At 33.2% G+C, this 18,368-nt stretch carries 21 protein-coding genes and 2 pseudogenes; 16 read left to right on the top strand and 7 right to left on the bottom strand.

Features of this window, described 5'->3' with window-relative positions; translation table 11 throughout:
* The first annotated feature begins 704 nt into the window (after positions 1 to 704).
* Positions 705 to 1,265, top strand: a complete 561-nt coding sequence (locus SE27_RS13490; protein WP_227504664.1) for a tetratricopeptide repeat protein — start codon at positions 705 to 707, stop codon at positions 1,263 to 1,265.
* Here the strand turns inward: SE27_RS13490 and SE27_RS13900 are convergent.
* From SE27_RS13900 to SE27_RS13470, 4 genes are all read right to left on the bottom strand, one after another.
* Positions 1,248 to 1,784: a hypothetical protein gene (locus SE27_RS13900; RefSeq protein ID WP_039624422.1), complete on the bottom strand. Its 537-nt coding sequence runs from the start codon at positions 1,782 to 1,784 to the stop codon at positions 1,248 to 1,250. The genes SE27_RS13490 and SE27_RS13900 overlap by 18 nt on opposite strands.
* A 141-nt stretch (positions 1,785 to 1,925) precedes the next feature.
* Complete coding sequence (locus SE27_RS13480) at positions 1,926 to 2,216, bottom strand: type II toxin-antitoxin system YafQ family toxin (RefSeq protein ID WP_039624420.1); 291 nt, start codon at positions 2,214 to 2,216, stop codon at positions 1,926 to 1,928.
* Entirely contained in the window at positions 2,203 to 2,463 is a 261-nt protein-coding gene (locus SE27_RS13475; protein ID WP_005254175.1) for a type II toxin-antitoxin system RelB/DinJ family antitoxin, read from the bottom strand. The genes SE27_RS13480 and SE27_RS13475 overlap by 14 nt, the downstream gene beginning before the upstream one ends.
* Positions 2,464 to 2,544: 81 nt before the next feature.
* Positions 2,545 to 3,243 (bottom strand): Ntn hydrolase family protein, encoded by a 699-nt coding sequence (locus SE27_RS13470; RefSeq protein ID WP_039624417.1) that lies wholly within the window; start codon positions 3,241 to 3,243, stop codon positions 2,545 to 2,547.
* 90 nt (positions 3,244 to 3,333) lie between these two features.
* On the opposite strand from SE27_RS13470, the gene SE27_RS13465 reads away from it, so the two are divergent.
* The 4 genes and pseudogenes from SE27_RS13465 to SE27_RS13895 all read left to right on the top strand — a co-directional run.
* Positions 3,334 to 3,723, top strand: coding sequence for a hypothetical protein (locus SE27_RS13465; RefSeq protein WP_039624427.1), 390 nt, complete (start codon positions 3,334 to 3,336; stop codon positions 3,721 to 3,723).
* A 3-nt stretch (positions 3,724 to 3,726) separates the two neighbouring features.
* A complete protein-coding gene (locus SE27_RS13460; RefSeq protein ID WP_039624415.1) occupies positions 3,727 to 5,169 on the top strand; it encodes a LysM peptidoglycan-binding domain-containing protein in 1,443 nt (480 codons plus the stop codon).
* The gene (locus SE27_RS13455; RefSeq protein WP_039624414.1) at positions 5,159 to 5,971 is read left to right on the top strand and encodes a tetratricopeptide repeat protein; all 813 of its coding nucleotides are present in this window, start codon (positions 5,159 to 5,161) and stop codon (positions 5,969 to 5,971) included. Before SE27_RS13460 ends, SE27_RS13455 begins: the two co-directional genes overlap by 11 nt.
* A 138-nt stretch (positions 5,972 to 6,109) precedes the next feature.
* Positions 6,110 to 6,247, top strand: a pseudogene (locus tag SE27_RS13895) (ISNCY family transposase); the annotation flags it as partial.
* On the opposite strand, the gene SE27_RS13960 reads toward SE27_RS13895, so the two are convergent.
* Positions 6,180 to 6,749: a hypothetical protein gene (locus SE27_RS13960; RefSeq protein ID WP_039624413.1), complete on the bottom strand. Its 570-nt coding sequence runs from the start codon at positions 6,747 to 6,749 to the stop codon at positions 6,180 to 6,182. The pseudogene SE27_RS13895 and the gene SE27_RS13960 overlap by 68 nt on opposite strands.
* 107 nt (positions 6,750 to 6,856) lie before the next feature.
* Positions 6,857 to 7,150, bottom strand: a pseudogene (locus tag SE27_RS13445) (macro domain-containing protein); the annotation flags it as partial.
* A 786-nt stretch (positions 7,151 to 7,936) separates the two neighbouring features.
* On the opposite strand from SE27_RS13445, the gene repM reads away from it, so the two are divergent.
* The 8 genes from repM to nadS all read left to right on the top strand — a co-directional run bounded on the left by repM (position 7,937) and on the right by nadS (position 14,711).
* Complete coding sequence (gene repM / locus SE27_RS13440; protein WP_039624411.1) at positions 7,937 to 8,863, top strand: replication initiation protein RepM; 927 nt, start codon at positions 7,937 to 7,939, stop codon at positions 8,861 to 8,863.
* 65 nt (positions 8,864 to 8,928) lie between these two features.
* Positions 8,929 to 9,474, top strand: a complete 546-nt coding sequence (locus SE27_RS13435; RefSeq protein WP_039624409.1) for a plasmid replication DNA-binding protein — start codon at positions 8,929 to 8,931, stop codon at positions 9,472 to 9,474.
* Between the two features lie 67 nt (positions 9,475 to 9,541).
* Positions 9,542 to 9,790, top strand: a complete 249-nt coding sequence (locus SE27_RS13430; protein ID WP_039624407.1) for an AbrB/MazE/SpoVT family DNA-binding domain-containing protein — start codon at positions 9,542 to 9,544, stop codon at positions 9,788 to 9,790.
* The gene (locus tag SE27_RS13425) at positions 9,790 to 10,119 is read left to right on the top strand and encodes a type II toxin-antitoxin system PemK/MazF family toxin (RefSeq protein WP_039624405.1); all 330 of its coding nucleotides are present in this window, start codon (positions 9,790 to 9,792) and stop codon (positions 10,117 to 10,119) included. The genes SE27_RS13430 and SE27_RS13425 overlap by 1 nt, the downstream gene beginning before the upstream one ends.
* Before the next feature lie 302 nt (positions 10,120 to 10,421).
* Entirely contained in the window at positions 10,422 to 12,185 is a 1,764-nt protein-coding gene (locus SE27_RS13420) for an AIPR family protein (protein WP_039624403.1), read from the top strand.
* A gap of 494 nt (positions 12,186 to 12,679) precedes the next feature.
* On the top strand, positions 12,680 to 13,867 hold the full coding sequence (locus SE27_RS13415) for a GIY-YIG nuclease family protein (RefSeq protein ID WP_039624401.1): 1,188 nt from the start codon (positions 12,680 to 12,682) through the stop codon (positions 13,865 to 13,867).
* A gap of 258 nt (positions 13,868 to 14,125) precedes the next feature.
* Entirely contained in the window at positions 14,126 to 14,446 is a 321-nt protein-coding gene (locus SE27_RS13410; RefSeq protein WP_039624399.1) for a type II toxin-antitoxin system RelE/ParE family toxin, read from the top strand.
* A complete protein-coding gene (gene nadS / locus SE27_RS13405; RefSeq protein ID WP_004896911.1) occupies positions 14,439 to 14,711 on the top strand; it encodes a NadS family protein in 273 nt (90 codons plus the stop codon). The genes SE27_RS13410 and nadS overlap by 8 nt, the downstream gene beginning before the upstream one ends.
* A gap of 555 nt (positions 14,712 to 15,266) precedes the next feature.
* On the opposite strand, the gene SE27_RS13400 is transcribed toward nadS, so the two are convergent.
* On the bottom strand, positions 15,267 to 16,166 hold the full coding sequence (locus SE27_RS13400) for a LysR family transcriptional regulator (protein WP_039624396.1): 900 nt from the start codon (positions 16,164 to 16,166) through the stop codon (positions 15,267 to 15,269).
* 101 nt (positions 16,167 to 16,267) lie between these two features.
* Here SE27_RS13400 and SE27_RS13395 point away from each other — a divergent pair, with 101 nt between their 5' ends.
* From SE27_RS13395 to SE27_RS13385, 3 genes are all read left to right on the top strand, one after another.
* Entirely contained in the window at positions 16,268 to 16,711 is a 444-nt protein-coding gene (locus SE27_RS13395) for a CidA/LrgA family protein (protein ID WP_039624394.1), read from the top strand.
* Positions 16,712 to 16,713: 2 nt separating this feature from the next.
* A complete protein-coding gene (locus SE27_RS13390; protein ID WP_039624393.1) occupies positions 16,714 to 17,397 on the top strand; it encodes an LrgB family protein in 684 nt (227 codons plus the stop codon).
* Between the two features lie 158 nt (positions 17,398 to 17,555).
* Positions 17,556 to 18,368: ISNCY family transposase (locus tag SE27_RS13385; RefSeq protein ID WP_039624392.1), on the top strand; the 813-nt coding region annotated here is incomplete at its 3' end.

Genomic DNA, 18,368 nt, shown 5'->3' with positions numbered 1-18,368 from the left:
GTGCTTGACTCTTGTGGTTAAAAACAGGACATTTTAAATGGTTTATCGCATAGACATTTTAATTGGTGAATAACAGCCCTTGCAATAATTCTGTAATAACAATCAGTTAGCTTAAAACAGAAAAACTCAAAAATCCTCAAAAGCCGGATTCGCAACAAGTCGGTTTTTTTTTAAACAAAACTGATAGATTCCGCCAATAAAATTGGTTAATAAATGATCTTTTTTGGGTTTTTACTGAAATATTTTCCATCTAGATTTTTAAATTTATTGCGAATTTTGTTTAGAATTTGATAATTTTAAAGTTGAATATAGTAAGTGATAAAAGAATAGTAGGTATGCACTAATTAATCTGGATGATCGTCTTTTATATAGATTATATTCTTCAAGAGTCGCTTCACGGATGAAGGTTGCACGATTTTTTAGAATATAGTCTAAGCCATTTTTTTCAACGCTAAAGTTATCTAAGATATTAATCATTATGAATAATGTGCCAATTGCGTAGAACAATAAGACAATCGTAAGCACATTAAAATTAATCTCTAATTTTTTAGATATGACTGATATAGCTATAGCAAAGATAGGAAAAATTAAGAAAATACAAAGTACAAACGATAATGCAAAATGAAAAAAATAAGAGCTTAAATTAATTAGGGCAGAAAAAGTAAATCCAATAAATGCGACAGAAGATAGATTTCTCATAATTCTTGAGTAGTTCGAATAAGTTTACGTATTATCTAACATTTTTAGAACTCTATGCGTGTTATTCTGAGCTGGCAGCTAAGGAGCAACTTCCAGCTGGACAGTATAATCTTGGATTGATGTATGATAAAGGCTATTACGTTGCCCAGAATAGACAAATAGCATTGGACCTTTATAAGAAATCGGCAAAACAAGGTTATGCTAAGGCACAATACAATTTAGGTAATGCTTATGCAACTGGTGATGGTGTATCCAAAAATGATGAAAAAGCTGTAGAGCTATTTACAAAAGCAGCTCAACAAAATTTTCCAGAAGCGCAATACAATTTAGGCAATGCTTATGTAAATGGTAGAGGTATTACTAAGAATAATCAAAAAGCTTTAGAACTATTTACAAAAGCAGCTGAACAAAATTTTCCAGAAGCGCAATATAATTTGGCATATATGTATGAAAACATTTTTTTAGATTTAGAAAAAGCAATGTATTGGTATAAAAAAGCATCTGAAAATAAGATTTCAGAAGCGAGTAAAGCCCTAGAACGGTTAACTTCACTTTCGAAACAGTAGCATATAAATAGAAAAACATATGCTAATTACGATAGCAGCTATTATTAGACCTTGCATCTCAGCTAAAAAAATGCTTAACCAAGAGAATCTAATATTAGGATTTTGATTTGTAATAAATAATTTCGAATTCTTAGGTGAGTTCTTTTCTACCAATAATTGAATAGATTTTTCTTCAATTATTTTCTGCCAAATTTTATAGTTTTTTTCTCTTAAGACACCACAGCTTTCAAAAAAAAATAATTTGTATGTACTATAAAAATCTATAAATTCAGCTTCATAGGATTTATCATTATATTTATAATTATACGATACTTTCATAGTTGCTGTTGTATCCCGACCTCTTCCCCATGGACTTGAACATTCAATTTTATAGTTTAATATATTAAAATCTTTAATTCTTATCAAATTTGAATGAGTAGATTCAAATATTTTAAATTTAAAAATAGGAGTCGAAGTAAACAAAAATGCTAAAATTAACGAACATAAGATCAAAGAAAATAATTTAGAACATTTATCCATGATTGCTGTTATATAAGTAAAAATAAAACATAAGATAACCGAATATTTTACATAATACACCTTATACGAAATTAAAAATGGGAGCTTTAAGCTCCCATTTTTAAAGATAATTTTTAAATTTGGTTGTTGAAATTAGGTCGTTCAAATTGCTAGTTCACTATGACTACCTAATCGAAATAACTTCAAAATTAGTAGTTCACCTTCTTCTGTTTTCTTATAGATTAAAACAAGATCTGGTTTGATATGGCAATCACGATGACCTACCCAATTACTGACCAAAGCATGGTCACGATACTTCTCAGGCAAGGTTTCATCAGCTTGCAATAACTCTAAAACAGTTTGTAGGTCAGCATCTACGGTATTTCGATGCTGGCCTTTTTTCTCACGCTTATAGTCTTTCTTGAATGCTGATGTGTACTTAATCGTCCGCATTTAGATCAGCCATTAAGTCTTTTACAGAAGTAAAGCTTTTTGCTTTACTCAAATCTTCTTCCATTGCAGCAATAGTTTCAGCATTCGGTTGCCAAATTTCAAAAGGTAGAGCCTTTTCTTTAGCTACTTTAGTCAACAACAAACGGACTGCATCTGAGACAGTTAAGCCCATTGTTGCGAGAACTTCTGTTGCTTCATGCTTAATGTTTTCATTAATGCGAGTAGTTACTAGTGCATTTGAAGCCATGTTAAGCTCCTGTGATTAACATTGTTAATCACACTATATTCCTAGATGAAGAAAAGTTCAATTCGTATAAGCACCATTATGTTAAGTGGATGAACAATCAGCAGTAATTTCACTAAATTCAAGTGCTGTAATATGCGTGTTATCAATATGGCTGAGAATATAGTCATTCTTGGTTTGAAAGAAGATATCAAAGCTTTGGCTCATGAAAAAATCATGTTTGCTTTGCTTTTTATAAATGGGGGCAATTCGATTGATATAGTAATTTATCCAATCTACTTTATTGGCAAAGCATGAGTAATCTTTGAGATCTTGATATAAAGATCGTAGGTCTGTTGATATTGCCTCGATATTCGGGTCGAATAACCAAAGCGTAATATCCATTGGCTCTATAGCTGTCATTATATAAGGCTGTGATTTTTCAAAACGCTCAACTTTATAAAGTTGAGTATCATCAGTACAACAATTTGAGAAAAGAAGTTTGGTGGTTTGAACCTGAAAGTTATCCTGACCTATTTCTAACTCTCTAAGTTGTCTAGAAATATTAAGGCATTCAGGTATTTTGTTTAAATCAGAATGTGCAATATTTTTGAATAATTCCACGGTTTGAGTGATCACGTTGAGTTCACCTGTACCCGTAATAATACCTTTATTCCATAAGTGTAGTTTAGACACTTTTTCTGGACTAAATTGAAGTGATCCATATTCGTCCAAAACCACTTTTTTAGTGTCTGCTGCAATAATAATGCTATCATTCAACTGTATAGCGATAATGAATGTCATACATTTAATAAAATAGTTAATGATTCAAGGCTATGTTAAGCGAAATTTAGATTTGGTTTTGAATGTTTTTATAAAAATATAGGTATATCAATGGCCGGTGGTTCTCAAATCATTATTAATAAAAATGGTATTACAGTCATCACGCCTGGAAAGTTTGAGGCTAAAGCTGGGCAACATCTTTTTAAGAGCGGTGCACAGACAAATTATGAACTTCCTATATTACCGAGTGTAAAAGAAATTGACAGAAAGAGTATGAGATTTGATCTAAGTCAGTTAGATTCTTTATCTGATTTTTCTCATTCCAAATATAGGGTTTACAGAAATAACGGTAGTTTTCATGAAGGGTATTTAGATTCAAGAGGAAGAACAAAAAGAATATCTACATCAGAAATTGAGGATCTAGAGCTATTTATAGATCATTCTGATTTTGTTGTTGAAGAAGAGTTTTTTGTAGAATCAAATGACAATCAGGAGAATTAAACGGTGGCTGATTTAAATTTTCGTATCACTTTTTATTATTTTGGTTCTAAGGATGTTGTTCCCAATCTCGAGTACAGGATTCAGACGAATAGAGATATTCTTAAATGGACGCCTGAGTTAGAAAAAAAATGGTCGACGTCAAAAAAAACTCCTTCCAAATTTATAAAAAAAACAAATCTCAAGGGCGAAACAGAACCCTTTAAAGTGCCAGGAATATGTACGATTGAAGTTTTAGTTAAAGGAAAACCGACATCATTTAATCAATGGACATTAGTGAAAAAAATACATATAAATGAACGTTTTCTTCATCTAAAAAGTATTGAGTATCCTTTAACAGTAGAGATTCCTGTAAGAAAACTTGGCAAAGCTGTAACAGCGTCTAAAAGTAGCTCCAATCATCAATCTGATTACTATCAAGTACAGTCCGGAGACACTTTAAAGCTTATTGCTAAGAAATTTAAAAAAGATATTCATCAACTAATGAGGGATAACGATATAAAAAATCAGAATAAGATTAAGATTGGTCAAAAAATTTATATTGGTGATGCAAAAAAACAAGAAAAAGTATCAATTAAGCTTAGTAATCCAAATGATTTTGTAGATATCAAATATGAGGTTTTATCAGGAGATACTTTATCAAGCTTAGCAAAGAAGTTTAAGGTGAGTCCAAGTTTGATTGCGATGCAGAATAATATTCTTTTATCTGAAATGGATAAACTTCAAGTAGGGAAAATATTAAAAGTAAAAAATAATAGAGCTCAATATATTTCTGAAATTATGAAGAAAGAGCTCATGTTTTCAAAAGCAGATGGATTAGCAATCACACAATATCAACCAAAAGAATCATCAGCAAAACAGATTTTTATAACTTTTAGTGGTGCTCTATATTTTATTGGAAGTGCATTGGATATAGGTATTGCTTATGATGACAATGGGGATTGGATGTTATTCGTCTCTGTTGGAGCTAGTGGTGAGATTGATCCAAGTAAAATGCCTCATTTAACTAATAATGGAAATGCTAAGGAAATAGCTGAATTACTTAAAGATGAAAAAAAGCTAAAAGCTAGCTTTAAAAAAGATATAAATGTTTCTATTTCAAGTACGGCACTTAATGTAAAAGCCAAGCATGTCTCAGATTTAACTGGAAGTGGTCTAACTTTGACGAATACATTAAATGTGGGTAATTACTCTATTAGTCGGGTAAATGGTTACGCTACAGTAGATGATGTCGACACTCATGGAAATGCGGTAAAAAGGGATGTTAGAAGTAGAGGAATTCAGGACACTTTTGATGTAAGTGCTAAAAAAGTTAAAAAAGTAGCGGAAGGAAAACCAGTTTCAATAACTCACTCTGTCGCCAAATCCTATACTATTCCTATTTTATTATATGACCGAAATGAGCGATTGATGAAAGGTCAGGGAAAGGGGATTGAATATGTGGATTAAGACTAAAAAGAATTTTTTTTCCATTTTTATTATTTTGGTTTTATCTTCATTTTTTTCAGTGGCTTGTAGTAACTCTACTAATACGGAAAAATTACAAAATAATAGTAATCAACAAGAAGTAGATGCCTTATTTAAAAAAGCACAAAATTTATTTGATCAAGATAAAAATGATGATGCTTATAAAATATTTAAGCAACTTGCGGATCAAGGTGATACTAAAGCCCAAAATGCCTTAGGGAATGGATACCAACATGGTTTTTGGGGTGAGACTGATCTAAAACAGGCTAAATATTGGTTTAGTAAAGCAGCAGATCAAAATTATGTTGGAGGGATACACAATTTAGGAATGCTTGAATTTTTACAAGGGAACTATAAGCAAGCTTTACCATATTTTGAAAAAGCGGCAAGCATGAATCATGCTGACTCTATTAATCTGTTAGGAGTTTATCATCAAGAAGGAATTGTATTTCAACAAGACCATAAAAAAGCATTAGAATATTTTTCTCAAGCTATAGATATTGATGCTAATAATGCAAGTGCTTTATTTAATATTGGACAAGCTTATTATTATGGTGAAGGTGTTGAACAAGATTATACAAAAGCTTTTGTATGGCTTACTAAATCTGCAAGTCAAGATTATAGTCTAGCGCAAATTCAGTTAGCAGAAATGTACTTTAGTGGTAAGGCTGTACCTAAAAATGTGCAAAAAGCAATTGAAATGGTTAAACCTTTGGCCGAGTTAGGTGACCCTAAAGCACAAGAAAATCTTAAATGGTATATTGAACATCCAAATGAATATTAATTAGATTGTCTAAAATTAACATAATACACCTTATACGAAATGCTTATGTTAGAACCCATTTAAAGTGTCTATATTCTCACCAATAAAAATGTCTGGTTTATGATGGTTTTTACCATCATGGACTGGATATAAATATAGATGCTGATCACTATGTCTGATAAAGAAATTCAACGTCTTGCAGTGCTGCAAGACGTTCGAGATCATCGTATTACCCAAGTCCGTGCTGCTGAAATCCTGAATCTTTCAACCCGTCAAATAACCCGGTTAACCAAACAGCCTCATCTTGAGAAAGTCTTGTTTCATTTTCTAGCTTATTCAAAATTTCAGAAAGCTCTGTAGGTGATGCCCCTGATAGATATTCATTAATATCGTATTTTTTTAGTAATGCTTTTTCTTTTTGCTTTGCAATATAAACAGGATCTGACTCAAGCAACTTTTGTTTTTCAATAGCTTCCAGTCTCAACCTCTCCTGACGAATTTTTTCCTCAGCTACTCTTTCTAATTCAACTTTATGTCTAATTTTTTTCTGAAAGTCTGGCAGGAAACCGCTTAAAGATCTGAGCATATACTCATGAATATATACTTCTTCAAATTTACTTAGGCTTTGTTTTTCTTCATATTTTTTTATAATGTCTTTTAAACGGCTAGGTATTAAAAGATCTGACTTTAATGGATCTAAAAAATATTGTTGGCACAAATTTAAGAGTTTGCTCTCGAAAGTATCTAAATCTTTATCAGTAACTTTTGCCTGTAACAGTAAAGCCTTTCCCTCAGTCATAATAGAAATCTTATTCGAATCAAAAAATTACCTCAGTATAGTTGAATCACAAGAAGACCATGAAATTTTGGCAAAATTAGTTGCAGGCTTCTTGTACGAGCTATCCATTATTTAATCTGTATTTGAATTTTTGGATCTTCAATTTTTGAAAAAATTTCTTTATAAATTAAGTAATTTTCTTCATCTCTACACAAAAAAAACACCTCTTCAACTTGATCGTATTGTGGCAGCATCAAAAGAACCGTACCAATAGCTATTTCCGCAGCATGTTGGCGCGGAAATTTGTACACACCTGTACTGATATTGGGAAAAGAAACCGTTTTTGCCGCAATTTCATTAGCTTTCATAAGCGCATTGCTGTAAGCATCACAAAGTAACTGTGGCTCATTTCTTTCCCCGTTAGTGGGGACCTCACTTAAAAAATCCTGACGCAGTCGATTCTGCTGAACGAAATTAAAAATCTGTGTGTCCCTCATCACACATAAATACCTGAGATCAAAGTCCTGAGTACGACTATAAACTGCTTTCCATTTTGCGCTCATTTGCGTTTTAAGCCATTTTCTCTATTTGATATATGGAATCATTGGTAATCAGTGAAAAAACGCGCCTACCCCCTATTTTTTGCCTCTAATCGCTATATCAAAGCGAGTGTCTACGAGCGACACAAAGAAAAGTCGTGCTTAGACTTTTTGAAAAACATTTTTTTAAATATGCGAGTTTCTAAAAATAGCGTGATTCGTTAAATCTATTTGCGGCTAGACCGAGCGTAGCGAGCATAAAAAACTGATGAGCGTAACGAATTCCATAGTCTTTTTATTTTTTAGAATTGATTGCAGGTATTTGCAAAAAAATTGCCCCAAAGAATCGAACGAAAGTGAGATTCAATAGAGTTTGAGCATAGCGAAAACATAGGGCAATTTTTTATGTTCTGTGTTTTTAATGTTTTTAATGTTTTTAATGTTTTTCCAGAGGCTAATAGCCTTGCTATCAGAGGTTCTTAAGCTTCATATAAAGACGTTTAGTTACCTATATAAAGACGTTTAGTTACCTATATAAAGACGTTTAGTTACCTATATAAAGACGTTTAGTTACCATTAAAAGACTTATTTATACTTGTCTTTTTAAAGATATGTATTAACATGTCTTTAAAATCTAATTAATTATTTATATAAAGACATTTAATTACCATGAAAAAAGACTTAGTCATTAAAACAAATCGTTTAAACCAAGCATTTCAGATGCTTTCTTTAGCAGAATTCCATATTGTGCAGCTTGCAATTGTAGATGCCCGACAAACAGGTACTGGCTTAACAACTGACATTCCTTTACGAATAGATGCTCTGCGTTATGCTGATGTTTTTGGCACTACCCGACAAAATGCTTATATAAGAATGAAAGAAGCTGAAGAAACCTTATTTAATCGTAGATTCAGCTTCTTTGATGAAGATGGAAAACTAGTGAAAAGTAGATGGATTTCTCAAGTTAAATATTTAGATAATGAAGGTGCTATTGAAATAGTTTTTACTCCAGCAGTTGTTCAAGGTATTAGTCGAATAAATGGTGTAAAAGAATTCTTTACTCAATACCTTTTAAGTCAAACCTCGCAATTAAAAAGTGTTTATTCAACAAGGCTTTATGAGTTATTAATTCAGTGGCAAAGCACAGGCAAAACTCCAGTTTTTGAGCTACAAGATTTTCGTGCACAGCTAGGATTAGATCTTCATGAATATAAATTGATGAGTGATTTTAAAAAGCGAGTTCTTGATTTAGCCGTTAGTGACATAAATGAAAAAACAGATATTAAAGTGAATTACCAACAGTACAAAAAAGGACGTTCAATTACTGGGTTTTCATTCACGTTAAAACATAAGAAAAATATTGATAAGCAAAACTCTATCGATCTAGATCCATCTACAACTGATATTTTCATAAAACTAACAGATCCTCAGCGCCATTTATTTGCAAGTAAGCTGTCAAGTTTGCCTGAAATGAGCAAATACTCTCAAGGTGCAGAAAGTTATCAGCAGTTTGCAGTCCGTATAGCTGTAATGTTACAGGACCCTGCGAAATTTAAAGAATTAACACCTCTACTGAAAAAGGTCGGTTTCAAATAGTTATGTCAATTGACATTGTAAAGTTAACAGTCAAATATTAAGACAAATTAAAACTGGTTTACATAATGAAGAAATTGTCAGTTTCAGAATTAGCAAAACTATATGGATATTCTCGACAAGCTATCTATGCTCATATAAATAAAGGGAATTTATCCAAAGGAGCTGATGGATTAATTGATTTTTCAGAAGCTCTACGAGTTTTTGGAGAGCCTGAAGGAAAAGCTAGTACTGTCAACCAAAGTCAATCAATTAACAGTCAAAACTTGACGGAAGTTGACATGCTTAAACGTCAAGTTGACATGCTTGAAAAGCAATTAAATCAATCATTACTTAGAGAAAATCAGTCCATAGAAAGAGAATTATTTTACCAAGAACAAATTGAGGCAATGCAGCGTCTCTTGGAAGCTCCAAAACCCAATATGACTAGGTTTACCGATCAAGATCCAATACAGCAAAGCGTAGTTAAGTCAGATTCAGAGATAATTCCTACAGAAGCTAAACATGACGTTTTGACTATCAAAGAGAATAAAAAGATTCTGATTCCAGAGCATGTAGATCCTGAACCAGAGAAAAGGGGGTTCTGGAGCCGCTTTTTCTTGCCTAATGGATAAACAGTATTGACTGGCTTTCTATTTAGAAGATAATAGTTATACTTTTGTATAACTATTTGAGGTGGGTATGATTCACACCAATCTGCGTAAAGTCGGTGGGTCTATTATGTTGGCTGTGCCACCAAATTTATTAAAAAAATTAGGATTAGATGCAGGTAAAGCTGTTTCGCTTGATGTTCAAGATGGACTTTTACTAGTTAAACCTAGACAGAAACCATCGTATAAACTTGCTGACCTTTTGGCTGAACATGAAGCTTTAAATCTAGAACAAGATGCTTGGAATGATATGAAGCCAGTAGGAAGAGAAGAGATCTAATGAATAGAGGTGATATTTATCTAATTTCTTTAGATCCAACATTGGGACATGAGCAACAAGGTAAACGACCTGTATTGGTGATTTCCCCGAAACCATTCAACCTTGTAACCAAAATGCCGATTGTATTACCAATTACATCAGGTGGACGCTTCGCACGTAATTCAGGGTTTGCAGTTGAAGTTACTGGTGGTAAGACAATAGGCGTTGTACGTTGTGATCAACCAAGATCATTAGACTTTGAGGCCCGACATGCCAAATTCATGGAACAAGTTAATTCTGATGTTTTAGATGAGGTTATGGCACGGTTTACTACGATCTTTGCAGAGTAGTTATTTTCAAGCTTATCTAATTAAAATCGTGGAACTTTGATCAAAGAATAGGCGTGGAACGTGAAGAATCACTAAAAAAGCCCAAACCATTCGGATTGGGCTTTTTAAATACACTTAAAGTTATGATTTATATGAAATAAAAAATTTAATTTCGTATAAGGTGTATTATGTTAATTTTAGAAAAACTATAAGATAGGATAAGCACTATTTTGCTCATTCATAAAAAAATTTACTATTAAGCTATTTATATTCTTTTTATTCATTATCATAACCTTACGAATTAAAATGATGTTTGTTCAAATATGTCTATTTATGAAAAAATCCTTAATGAAATTAAAGCCGATTACTACGTCCAAAATTATGCAAATGATGGTCAAAGATTCGTAGCTTGGTATTTATTCAATATTTTAAAGCAAGATAGAAATCAAACTAAAGATGCTATTACTGATGGTGCAGACGATAAGCAAATAGATGCAATTGTCGTTGATGATGAAAAACAGTTAATTCACATAATCCAAGGAAAATTTACCTCCGGCAATCAAATAGATGCTGAGCCACTAAGAGAAGTTTTATCTTCATGGATTCAATTAAGAGATTTAGTAAAATTACAACAGGTGTCAAATGCAAAATTACAAGTCAAACTCGCTGAAGTTGCAAAAGCTTTTGAAGATGAGTACGAAGTTAATTTTGAATTAATCACAACAAGTAACTTAACTGATTCTGCAAAAAAAGACTTAGAAACATTCCAAAAAAGCCTAGCAGAAATTTCAGAAAATGAAGATTTTGATGCAACTATTTCTTTAGTCGATGAAGCTGAATTAACTAGACGGTATGAATTAGCACTGGAAACAGATAATCCTCAAATTAATTACACTTTAGATTTATCTGATAGTCAGTTCATGGACATAGAATTAGCTGGAACTAAAGTTGTCGTTGGTGCAATTCCATTAAAGGAAGTTGTAAAAATACAGGGAATTAAAGATGGCTCCCTCTTCCAAAAAAATGTAAGACAAAGCTTAGGTAATAGTAATACTGTAAATAAAAAAATTAGACAAACTCTACTTGGCGATAAGCATAAAGACTTTTTCTTTTTCCATAATGGCATCACAGCTATCTGTGACAGAATGGATTTAGAAAATAATCAATTAAAAATGTATGGATTGAGCGTTGTTAATGGATGCCAGTCTTTAAATACAATTCAAAGCTGTAGTGAAACAGTTAAAAAACTTGAAGAAACTTATGTCTTATTTCGATTCTATGAAATTCCACAAAGAGATAGAGCTGATCTAATTAGTATCAATACAAACTCTCAAAGTGCAGTGAAACCTAGAGATTTAAGAAGTAATGATAAAAGAGTTCTAAACTTAAAACGTCAATTTGAACAAAAATATGCACAAGGGTATTTTGTTACAAAACGTGGTGAAGTAGCCCCTTCAGATAAGGATAAAAACTATGTTATTGATCTATCTGATTTAGGAAAATACTTAATTGCTTGGCATTCCCAACGCCCAAATATTTCATATGGTGAAACCAAAATATTTGATAAATATTTTGAAATCCTCTTTAAAAGAGATTACAAACCAGAAAATATTCAGGCTTTAAATTTATGGATGACAACAATCAAAAAATATTGGGTTGAAAGTAACCCTCTCAGACTAAATGAAACTCTTTTATCAATGAAGGCATATGCGCCTTTCCATCATTTATATGCAATCTCTATTATGTTCTCAATTGCTAATAATCAACAAGATAGAGTTCCTGAACCTTATGTAACTTGGACTAATGCAAATACTGCCAACATGGTAGAGCAAATTATTAAAATGACAGCAAGTTGTCTTAATTCTGCATTAAAATCAGCTTCTACTAGAACAGTTCCTAACAATGGAATTTTTAGTCCTCAAAATTGGATTAAATCAAAACAAAGTCTGAATGATATTAACTTTGCAATACAAAACTATATAGACATGCTCAGTTATATGGATGGTGGAGAAGATCAGTATAAAAAGCTCATGGATACTTTAGCAATGAACCAAACAAATTTTGAATATAGATTACAAGCAGATTGAAAATATAAGGTAGAAAAAACCGCTCTTTATGAGCGGTTTTGGATAATATTCAAGATACTAGGAGTCTATAAATAATTTAGGGCAATCTATCTAGCTGTTTACGTAGCTCATATAAAACATTATCAATTTCTCTAAATGGAGCTATTACTTTGGCAAAATCAGCATCAATTTTTTTGTCTTTTTCATATACAAAAAAGCCCCCCTATAAGCGCACCTAGACAAAGCCAGCCAAAAACTGAGAATCATCTCAAAGCCTTTGATTTAGTATTCTTTTATATCAACAATGGATTCGTATAATGCCAGCATACTTTTTGAAACACTGCCAAAATAAAAGAAATCGTGTTATAAAATTAAAAAATGTGTTTCGAATTAACTAGACCTCTTGCGAAAGTATTATTTTTGACTATTTTAGACTTTGATATTTATTTAAAAATCAACGTTTATCACTGATTAAATTTTGACTAACGCAAGAGGTCTACTGAAGAAGAATTTCTATGAAAGGATTTGTATACCTGCTCCTGAATCCAACTTTTCCGAATATGGTTAAGATTGGGAAAACCACAAAAGATCCAGAGGTTAGAGTTAAAGAACTTTCTAGAGCTACAGGTATTCCAACACCATTCAAACTTATCTATCAAATATTTGTGTCGAACTGTGATGTTGTTGAGAAAGAAATTCATTTTGAACTTCAAAATAATGGCTTAAGAAATACATCTAATCGAGAATTTTTTAATATAGAGCCTTTTAAAGCTATAGAATTATTTAAGGAATATGAAGAGAGATTCAGAGTAGGTGATGATTCTGAATATCAAGACAAAGAACAAGATGAAGTAGAAGATGAATATTTAATTGAATATACGTTTGAACAACGAAACGGTACTAAATGTGATAGAGCGAAGATTTTAATGGATGAGTATAGAAGGATTTCCTATGATTCTATACAAAAATTCACTCTTCTTAAAACAGCCTATAATTATGGGTGTTTAGAAGCCGGGATTGAAATGGCTCTTAATTATGATTATGAAGATATGATGTCAGAGATGGAAAAATTTGATCATATCTTGGATGTAGTTAGTAAAATAGGTTGTATAGAAGATTCAGATGAAGATAAGCAAATAATTCAAGATATGCTTCTACACAATAAATCCTATGTAATAGAGTTATTGCATAGAGCAATATTAATTAGTAACTTACAACAAAATTTTAATGCTTCTAGATACTTGTTAAGTATAATTTTTAATGAGTTTAGATCCATTTTCGAAATTGAAATTTTATTATATACATCAATATCTAATCATAATGAAATTAATGAAGTTATTAATAAACCATATTTTATAAAAGAGTATTTAAAAAATCATTTAAATTTATCAGAAAATATTAATGTCCATGACCTTGATAATCTACCTTTAGATATATCAAGTTCCTTGAAACGTTGGTACACATATTACAATCGCCTATCAAATTCAGCTTATATGTTATTGCAGTCTTTCTTCTCATATGATCATGCTTACTATGAATTTATGCTTGAAGATGAAGATCTCGATTTCAAGTACAGACTTATCCAATCCTACCGTGATTATTGTCAATTTTTAGTTGCAAAGAATATTTTCCCGGATATGACTTCAACTATAGAAAAGATTAATGAATGTGATTATTACTTAGAAACACTGCAATTTAGTTAATTAGTTTTATTAAAGTCCAAACCACCTCAGATTATGAAATACCACTAGTAGTTATTTAGTTATTTCTAGTCCCGGAACAATTCATATTAAAGAACTTCTACCTCTTATTTAGTTTTTTAGACTTAATCAGATTAGAATTATTTTATAGTATTTCTACAATTAAAATAATACGACTTATGCGAAATGAGAGCCTACAGCTCTCGTTTTTTCATTCTAAAAATGCTAAAGTTCTGATACGCCATTGACGTACTTACACCTATGTTATTCATTGAAACCAGTATTTTTACCAAGCAAATTAAAGAGCTTGTGAATGATGAAGAATATCGTCAGCTTCAGCAGGATCTCTTGCTACAACCTGACAAGGGTGACTTAATCAAAAATGGCGGTGGCATTCGTAAAGTACGTTGTGCTCAAGGTAATAAGGGTAAAAGTGGCGGTATTCGGGTGATCTATTATTGGGTCACAGAAGATGATCAGATCTTTTTCCTTGTGGCTTATCCAAAGTCAGTAAAAGATAATCTGACAGACAAAGAAACCTCGATCCTACGCCAATTAGTAAAGGAGCAATTTCATGGATAATAACTTATTTGATGACCTGGTTGCTTCGATTAAAGAAGCTGGTGCCATCAAACGCAATGAAATGAAAGCAAGCCGAGTAACTGAGCTTGAATTACCAGATATTAAAGAAGTACGTGAGAAAACAGGCTTAACCCAGGCTGAATTTGCTGCACGTTTGCATATCAGCGCAAGAACCCTACAGAACTGGGAGCAGGGCCGTCGCTATCCGACTGGTCCTGCAGCGACTTTAATTCGTATTCTTGATGCCCACCCAACTCTAATTTAAAAAATTTAGATAATAAAAAAACCCCGGCATCCTGCCGGGGTTTTTCGTATTGGTTCGCTCGGTATAACTCCTGTCGTACCTTACAGTCCTTGTGCTTATCTATTCTTATTCTTCTATGGAACTTCCTGTTCCCGATGAGTTCATCATAGGAAAGTTCCAGTATCCTGGATAGCCGCAAAGGGCCGGAATTCACGTAAGCCCAGGCGTACAAAATAGCCTAAATTTTATCCCCAGCAATTGGGGATAGTTTTCAGCCTGGAAGAATTGAGAACATTGGAAAAATGCTAAAATTGATTACTTTTTAAACAAATTTATTGGCAAGAACTATCAAAACCGCTCATAAAAAAACCGACTTGTTTCCAAGTCAGCTTTTCGACATCGTCGAGCATCACCACTATAACACAAGTGTATGATTTTTATATATTTAAAATATACGTTTCGTATAAGCGCCATTATGTTAAATGGACCTAAATTCCTTAATGCGACAGAACCGATGAATTAAACAGTCAGAACTGATTGTAGCGACAATTAAAAACTGGTTGTAAAAGCCTTGAACTAAAAGTGAATTTTCTGTTTATGATCTTTTACAATATTTAGCCATGCTCTAGTTGCAGGACTCATTGCTATAGTCGTATTCCAGGCCATACTTAAAGTCCAATTTAAACCTGGATTTTCCAATACGGCAGTGTTGAATTTTTCCTGATCGAATTGCTGGCAATATATTTGAGGAAGTAATGCGATTCCCATATTTGATTCAACCATTTTTGCAATAAAGTCCCATTGACTGCTTTTACAAACAACTTTAGGTTCAAAACCTACTGTATTTGCTGCTTTAATAATCATACTATTCAAAGTAAAAGTATCAGAAAATAATAGAAAGGATTCTTCTTTTAATTCAATCAAATTGACTGTTTTTCTATTTCTCCACTGTGAATCTTTTATGGATAGTAAGCACATTGCTGAATCAACAACCAGGATTGACGCAAAAGTCGGTCGAAAATTACCAAGTAAAATACCAACATCAATACGTTTATCTGCAATTGCTTCCTCAATACTATTTGAGCCTACCTCTAAAAAACTAAGCTGTATATCCGGATGTTGCTTATGAAATAAGGCAATAAGTGAACTAAATAAGACAGAACCTAATGGTGGTAAACCTAAAGTCAGTTTCCCCTTTTTAAGTAACTGAACTTGCTCAATCGTGTTATAAATTTTTTCATGTTCTGACAATATGTTTAATGCATGCTGATAAATCAGTTCGCCTGTATAAGTTAGTACGACTTCACGTTTTCTTCCTGCTGCACCCTTTTTAAATAGTGCTGTTCCCAACTCTTCTTCTAAGCTCTTAATGATCTTGCTTAAAGTCGGTTGCGTCATAAACAAGTGTTCTGCAGCCAAACTAAAACTTTGGCTATTGACAGTTTCAACAAAAATTTTAAGGGATTTTAGATCCATAAATTATCCCAATATAGAATAATATTTATAAAATTATTCATAATTTAGCATATGTTCAGCATATAAAATTACCTTATCTTCAAAATCAAACTGTGATATCAATGCCCGTACAAATCGAACATCCGACCCGATTTAACTATTTCAGTAAAATCATTTTGCAAATCAGTTTATTACTTGTTTTCTGGTGGATTGGCAGCATACTTCAATCCTTATTTAAACTTCCAGTATCTGGTGCAGTGATCGGGCTTTTTATTGTTTTGACAGGTTTATTGACCGGATTTTTTAAACTTGAATGGATCAAGAGTGGCTCCGATTTTATTTTAGGTGAGTTGGTTCTATTCTTTATTCCCTGTTTTGTTGGACTAATTAAATATAAACATCTTTTTTTAACAGAAGGCTGGCAATTAATCCTTGCTGTTATTCTGGGGACCATTTGTGTCATGGTGGTTACAGCATATAGTGTACATCTTGGCTTTAAGTTTGAAAATAAAATCAAAAATCATCGCTCCCAATCTCTGCGTAATATAGATCAGGATGGAAAATAATCATGACTTTAATCGCCATTGTTTGTCTGATTGCGACTTTACTGTTTTACATTATCGTAAAAAAAATCCATCAAAAATATCCTTATCTGATTTTATCACCAGCGATACTACCACCTATCCTTCTGATTATTTTAATATTGTCTTTGAATATATCCTATAATACGTATATGCAAGATAGCCAATGGATTGTCTGGATGTTAGGCCCTGCAACAGTCGCTTTTGCCATTCCAATTTATGAATACCGTGAAATAATCAAAACACATCTAATTTCTATCAGTATGGGCGTAGTGATGGGGATGCTAGCAGGAATGATCAGTTCATTTTATCTGGCTAAGCTGTTTAATTTTGATCAGTCAACAACCTACAGCTTAATGGCGCGTTCCATTTCGACACCTTTTGCAATGGAGTTGAGCAGTCATATAGGTGGCTCTGTCGAACTGGTTATTTTGTTTACCATGATTACTGGTATTATAGGCATGATCATTGGTGATACTGTGCTAGGCGCTTTACCGTTAAAATCTCATTTTGCCATGGGCGCATCTTTGGGCAACGCAGCACATGGATTTGGAACGACTAAAGCCTATAGTCGTGATAAAGAAGAAGGGGTGATTGCCAGCTTAACAATGGTGCTTGCTGGTATTTTTATGGTTTTGGTAGGTCCTTTTCTGGTTCATCTGCTTGTATAGTTTTGTTCTGTCGCATTAAGGAATTTAGGTCCATTTAACATAATGGCGCTTATACGAACAGCCCTTGTTAGAACCCATTCAAAATGTCTATATTCTCACCAATAAAAATGTCTAGTTTATGATGGTTTTTATCACCATGGACTGGATATAAAATATAGATGCTGATCACTATGTCTGACAAAGAAATTCAACGTCTTGCAGTTCTGCAAGACGTTCGAGATCATCGTATTACCCAGATTCGTGCTGCTGAAATCCTGAATCTTTCCACCCGTCAAATTACCCGGTTATTGCAGAAGCTCAATCAAGATGGTGTTTCAGGTCTGGCGCATGCCAGTCGTGGTCAACCTGGCCATCGTCGCCATGATGAGTTATTAAAATCAAAATGTCTTTCCATTATTTCTGAACATTTACTTGGCTTTGGTCCTACATTGGCTCATGAGAAGCTCAGCAGCATGTTTGGCCTGCATATCCCGGTAGAAACGGTTCGTCGCTGGATGACTGCAAATGACCTCTGGATTCCGCGATCCAAGCGCCTGAAACGTCCATACCAGCCACGCTATAACCGTGATTGCTTCGGTGAACTGATCCAGATTGATGGCTCATATCATGACTGGTTTGAAGGAAGAGCCACCAAATGCTGTTTGCTGGTTTATATCGATGATGCTACCGGCAAGCTGTTGCATCTGCGCTTTTGTGAAGCTGAAACGACCTTTGACTATATGCTTTCAACCCGAGCCTACATTGAGCAATATGGCAAACCTCTGGCCTTTTACAGCGACAAACATTCGGTATTTAGAGTCAATCAGAAATCCAGCCAAGACAGCAAGATCACGCAATTTGGGCGGATTCTGAATGAGTTAAACATTGATATTATCTTCGCCAACTCCCCACAGGCGAAGGGTCGCGTAGAACGCGCCAATAGAACCCTTCAGGATCGTCTGATTAAAGAGATGCGCCTTGAAGGTATCAAT

The sequence above is a fragment of the Acinetobacter harbinensis genome (assembly GCF_000816495.1).
GTDB lineage: Bacteria > Pseudomonadota > Gammaproteobacteria > Pseudomonadales > Moraxellaceae > Acinetobacter > Acinetobacter harbinensis.
This window is presented reverse-complemented; position numbering and strand designations above follow the sequence as displayed.

Excerpts from the sequence above, each read along its gene's own strand:
- SE27_RS13900 (WP_039624422.1), bottom strand. The coding sequence starts at position 1,784 with ATGGATAAATGTTCTAAATTATTTTCTTTGATCTTATGTTCGTTAATT.
- SE27_RS13480 (WP_039624420.1), bottom strand. The coding sequence starts at position 2,216 with ATGCGGACGATTAAGTACACATCAGCATTCAAGAAAGACTATAAGCGT.
- SE27_RS13475 (WP_005254175.1), bottom strand. The coding sequence starts at position 2,463 with ATGGCTTCAAATGCACTAGTAACTACTCGCATTAATGAAAACATTAAG.
- SE27_RS13470 (WP_039624417.1), bottom strand. The coding sequence starts at position 3,243 with ATGACATTCATTATCGCTATACAGTTGAATGATAGCATTATTATTGCA.
- SE27_RS13465 (WP_039624427.1), top strand. The coding sequence starts at position 3,334 with ATGGCCGGTGGTTCTCAAATCATTATTAATAAAAATGGTATTACAGTC.
- SE27_RS13455 (WP_039624414.1), top strand. The coding sequence starts at position 5,159 with ATGTGGATTAAGACTAAAAAGAATTTTTTTTCCATTTTTATTATTTTG.
- SE27_RS13960 (WP_039624413.1), bottom strand. The coding sequence starts at position 6,749 with ATGACTGAGGGAAAGGCTTTACTGTTACAGGCAAAAGTTACTGATAAA.
- repM (WP_039624411.1), top strand. The coding sequence starts at position 7,937 with ATGAAAAAAGACTTAGTCATTAAAACAAATCGTTTAAACCAAGCATTT.
- SE27_RS13435 (WP_039624409.1), top strand. The coding sequence starts at position 8,929 with ATGAAGAAATTGTCAGTTTCAGAATTAGCAAAACTATATGGATATTCT.
- SE27_RS13430 (WP_039624407.1), top strand. The coding sequence starts at position 9,542 with ATGATTCACACCAATCTGCGTAAAGTCGGTGGGTCTATTATGTTGGCT.
- SE27_RS13425 (WP_039624405.1), top strand. The coding sequence starts at position 9,790 with ATGAATAGAGGTGATATTTATCTAATTTCTTTAGATCCAACATTGGGA.
- SE27_RS13420 (WP_039624403.1), top strand. The coding sequence starts at position 10,422 with ATGTCTATTTATGAAAAAATCCTTAATGAAATTAAAGCCGATTACTAC.
- SE27_RS13415 (WP_039624401.1), top strand. The coding sequence starts at position 12,680 with ATGAAAGGATTTGTATACCTGCTCCTGAATCCAACTTTTCCGAATATG.
- SE27_RS13410 (WP_039624399.1), top strand. The coding sequence starts at position 14,126 with ATGTTATTCATTGAAACCAGTATTTTTACCAAGCAAATTAAAGAGCTT.
- nadS (WP_004896911.1), top strand. The coding sequence starts at position 14,439 with ATGGATAATAACTTATTTGATGACCTGGTTGCTTCGATTAAAGAAGCT.
- SE27_RS13400 (WP_039624396.1), bottom strand. The coding sequence starts at position 16,166 with ATGGATCTAAAATCCCTTAAAATTTTTGTTGAAACTGTCAATAGCCAA.
- SE27_RS13395 (WP_039624394.1), top strand. The coding sequence starts at position 16,268 with ATGCCCGTACAAATCGAACATCCGACCCGATTTAACTATTTCAGTAAA.
- SE27_RS13390 (WP_039624393.1), top strand. The coding sequence starts at position 16,714 with ATGACTTTAATCGCCATTGTTTGTCTGATTGCGACTTTACTGTTTTAC.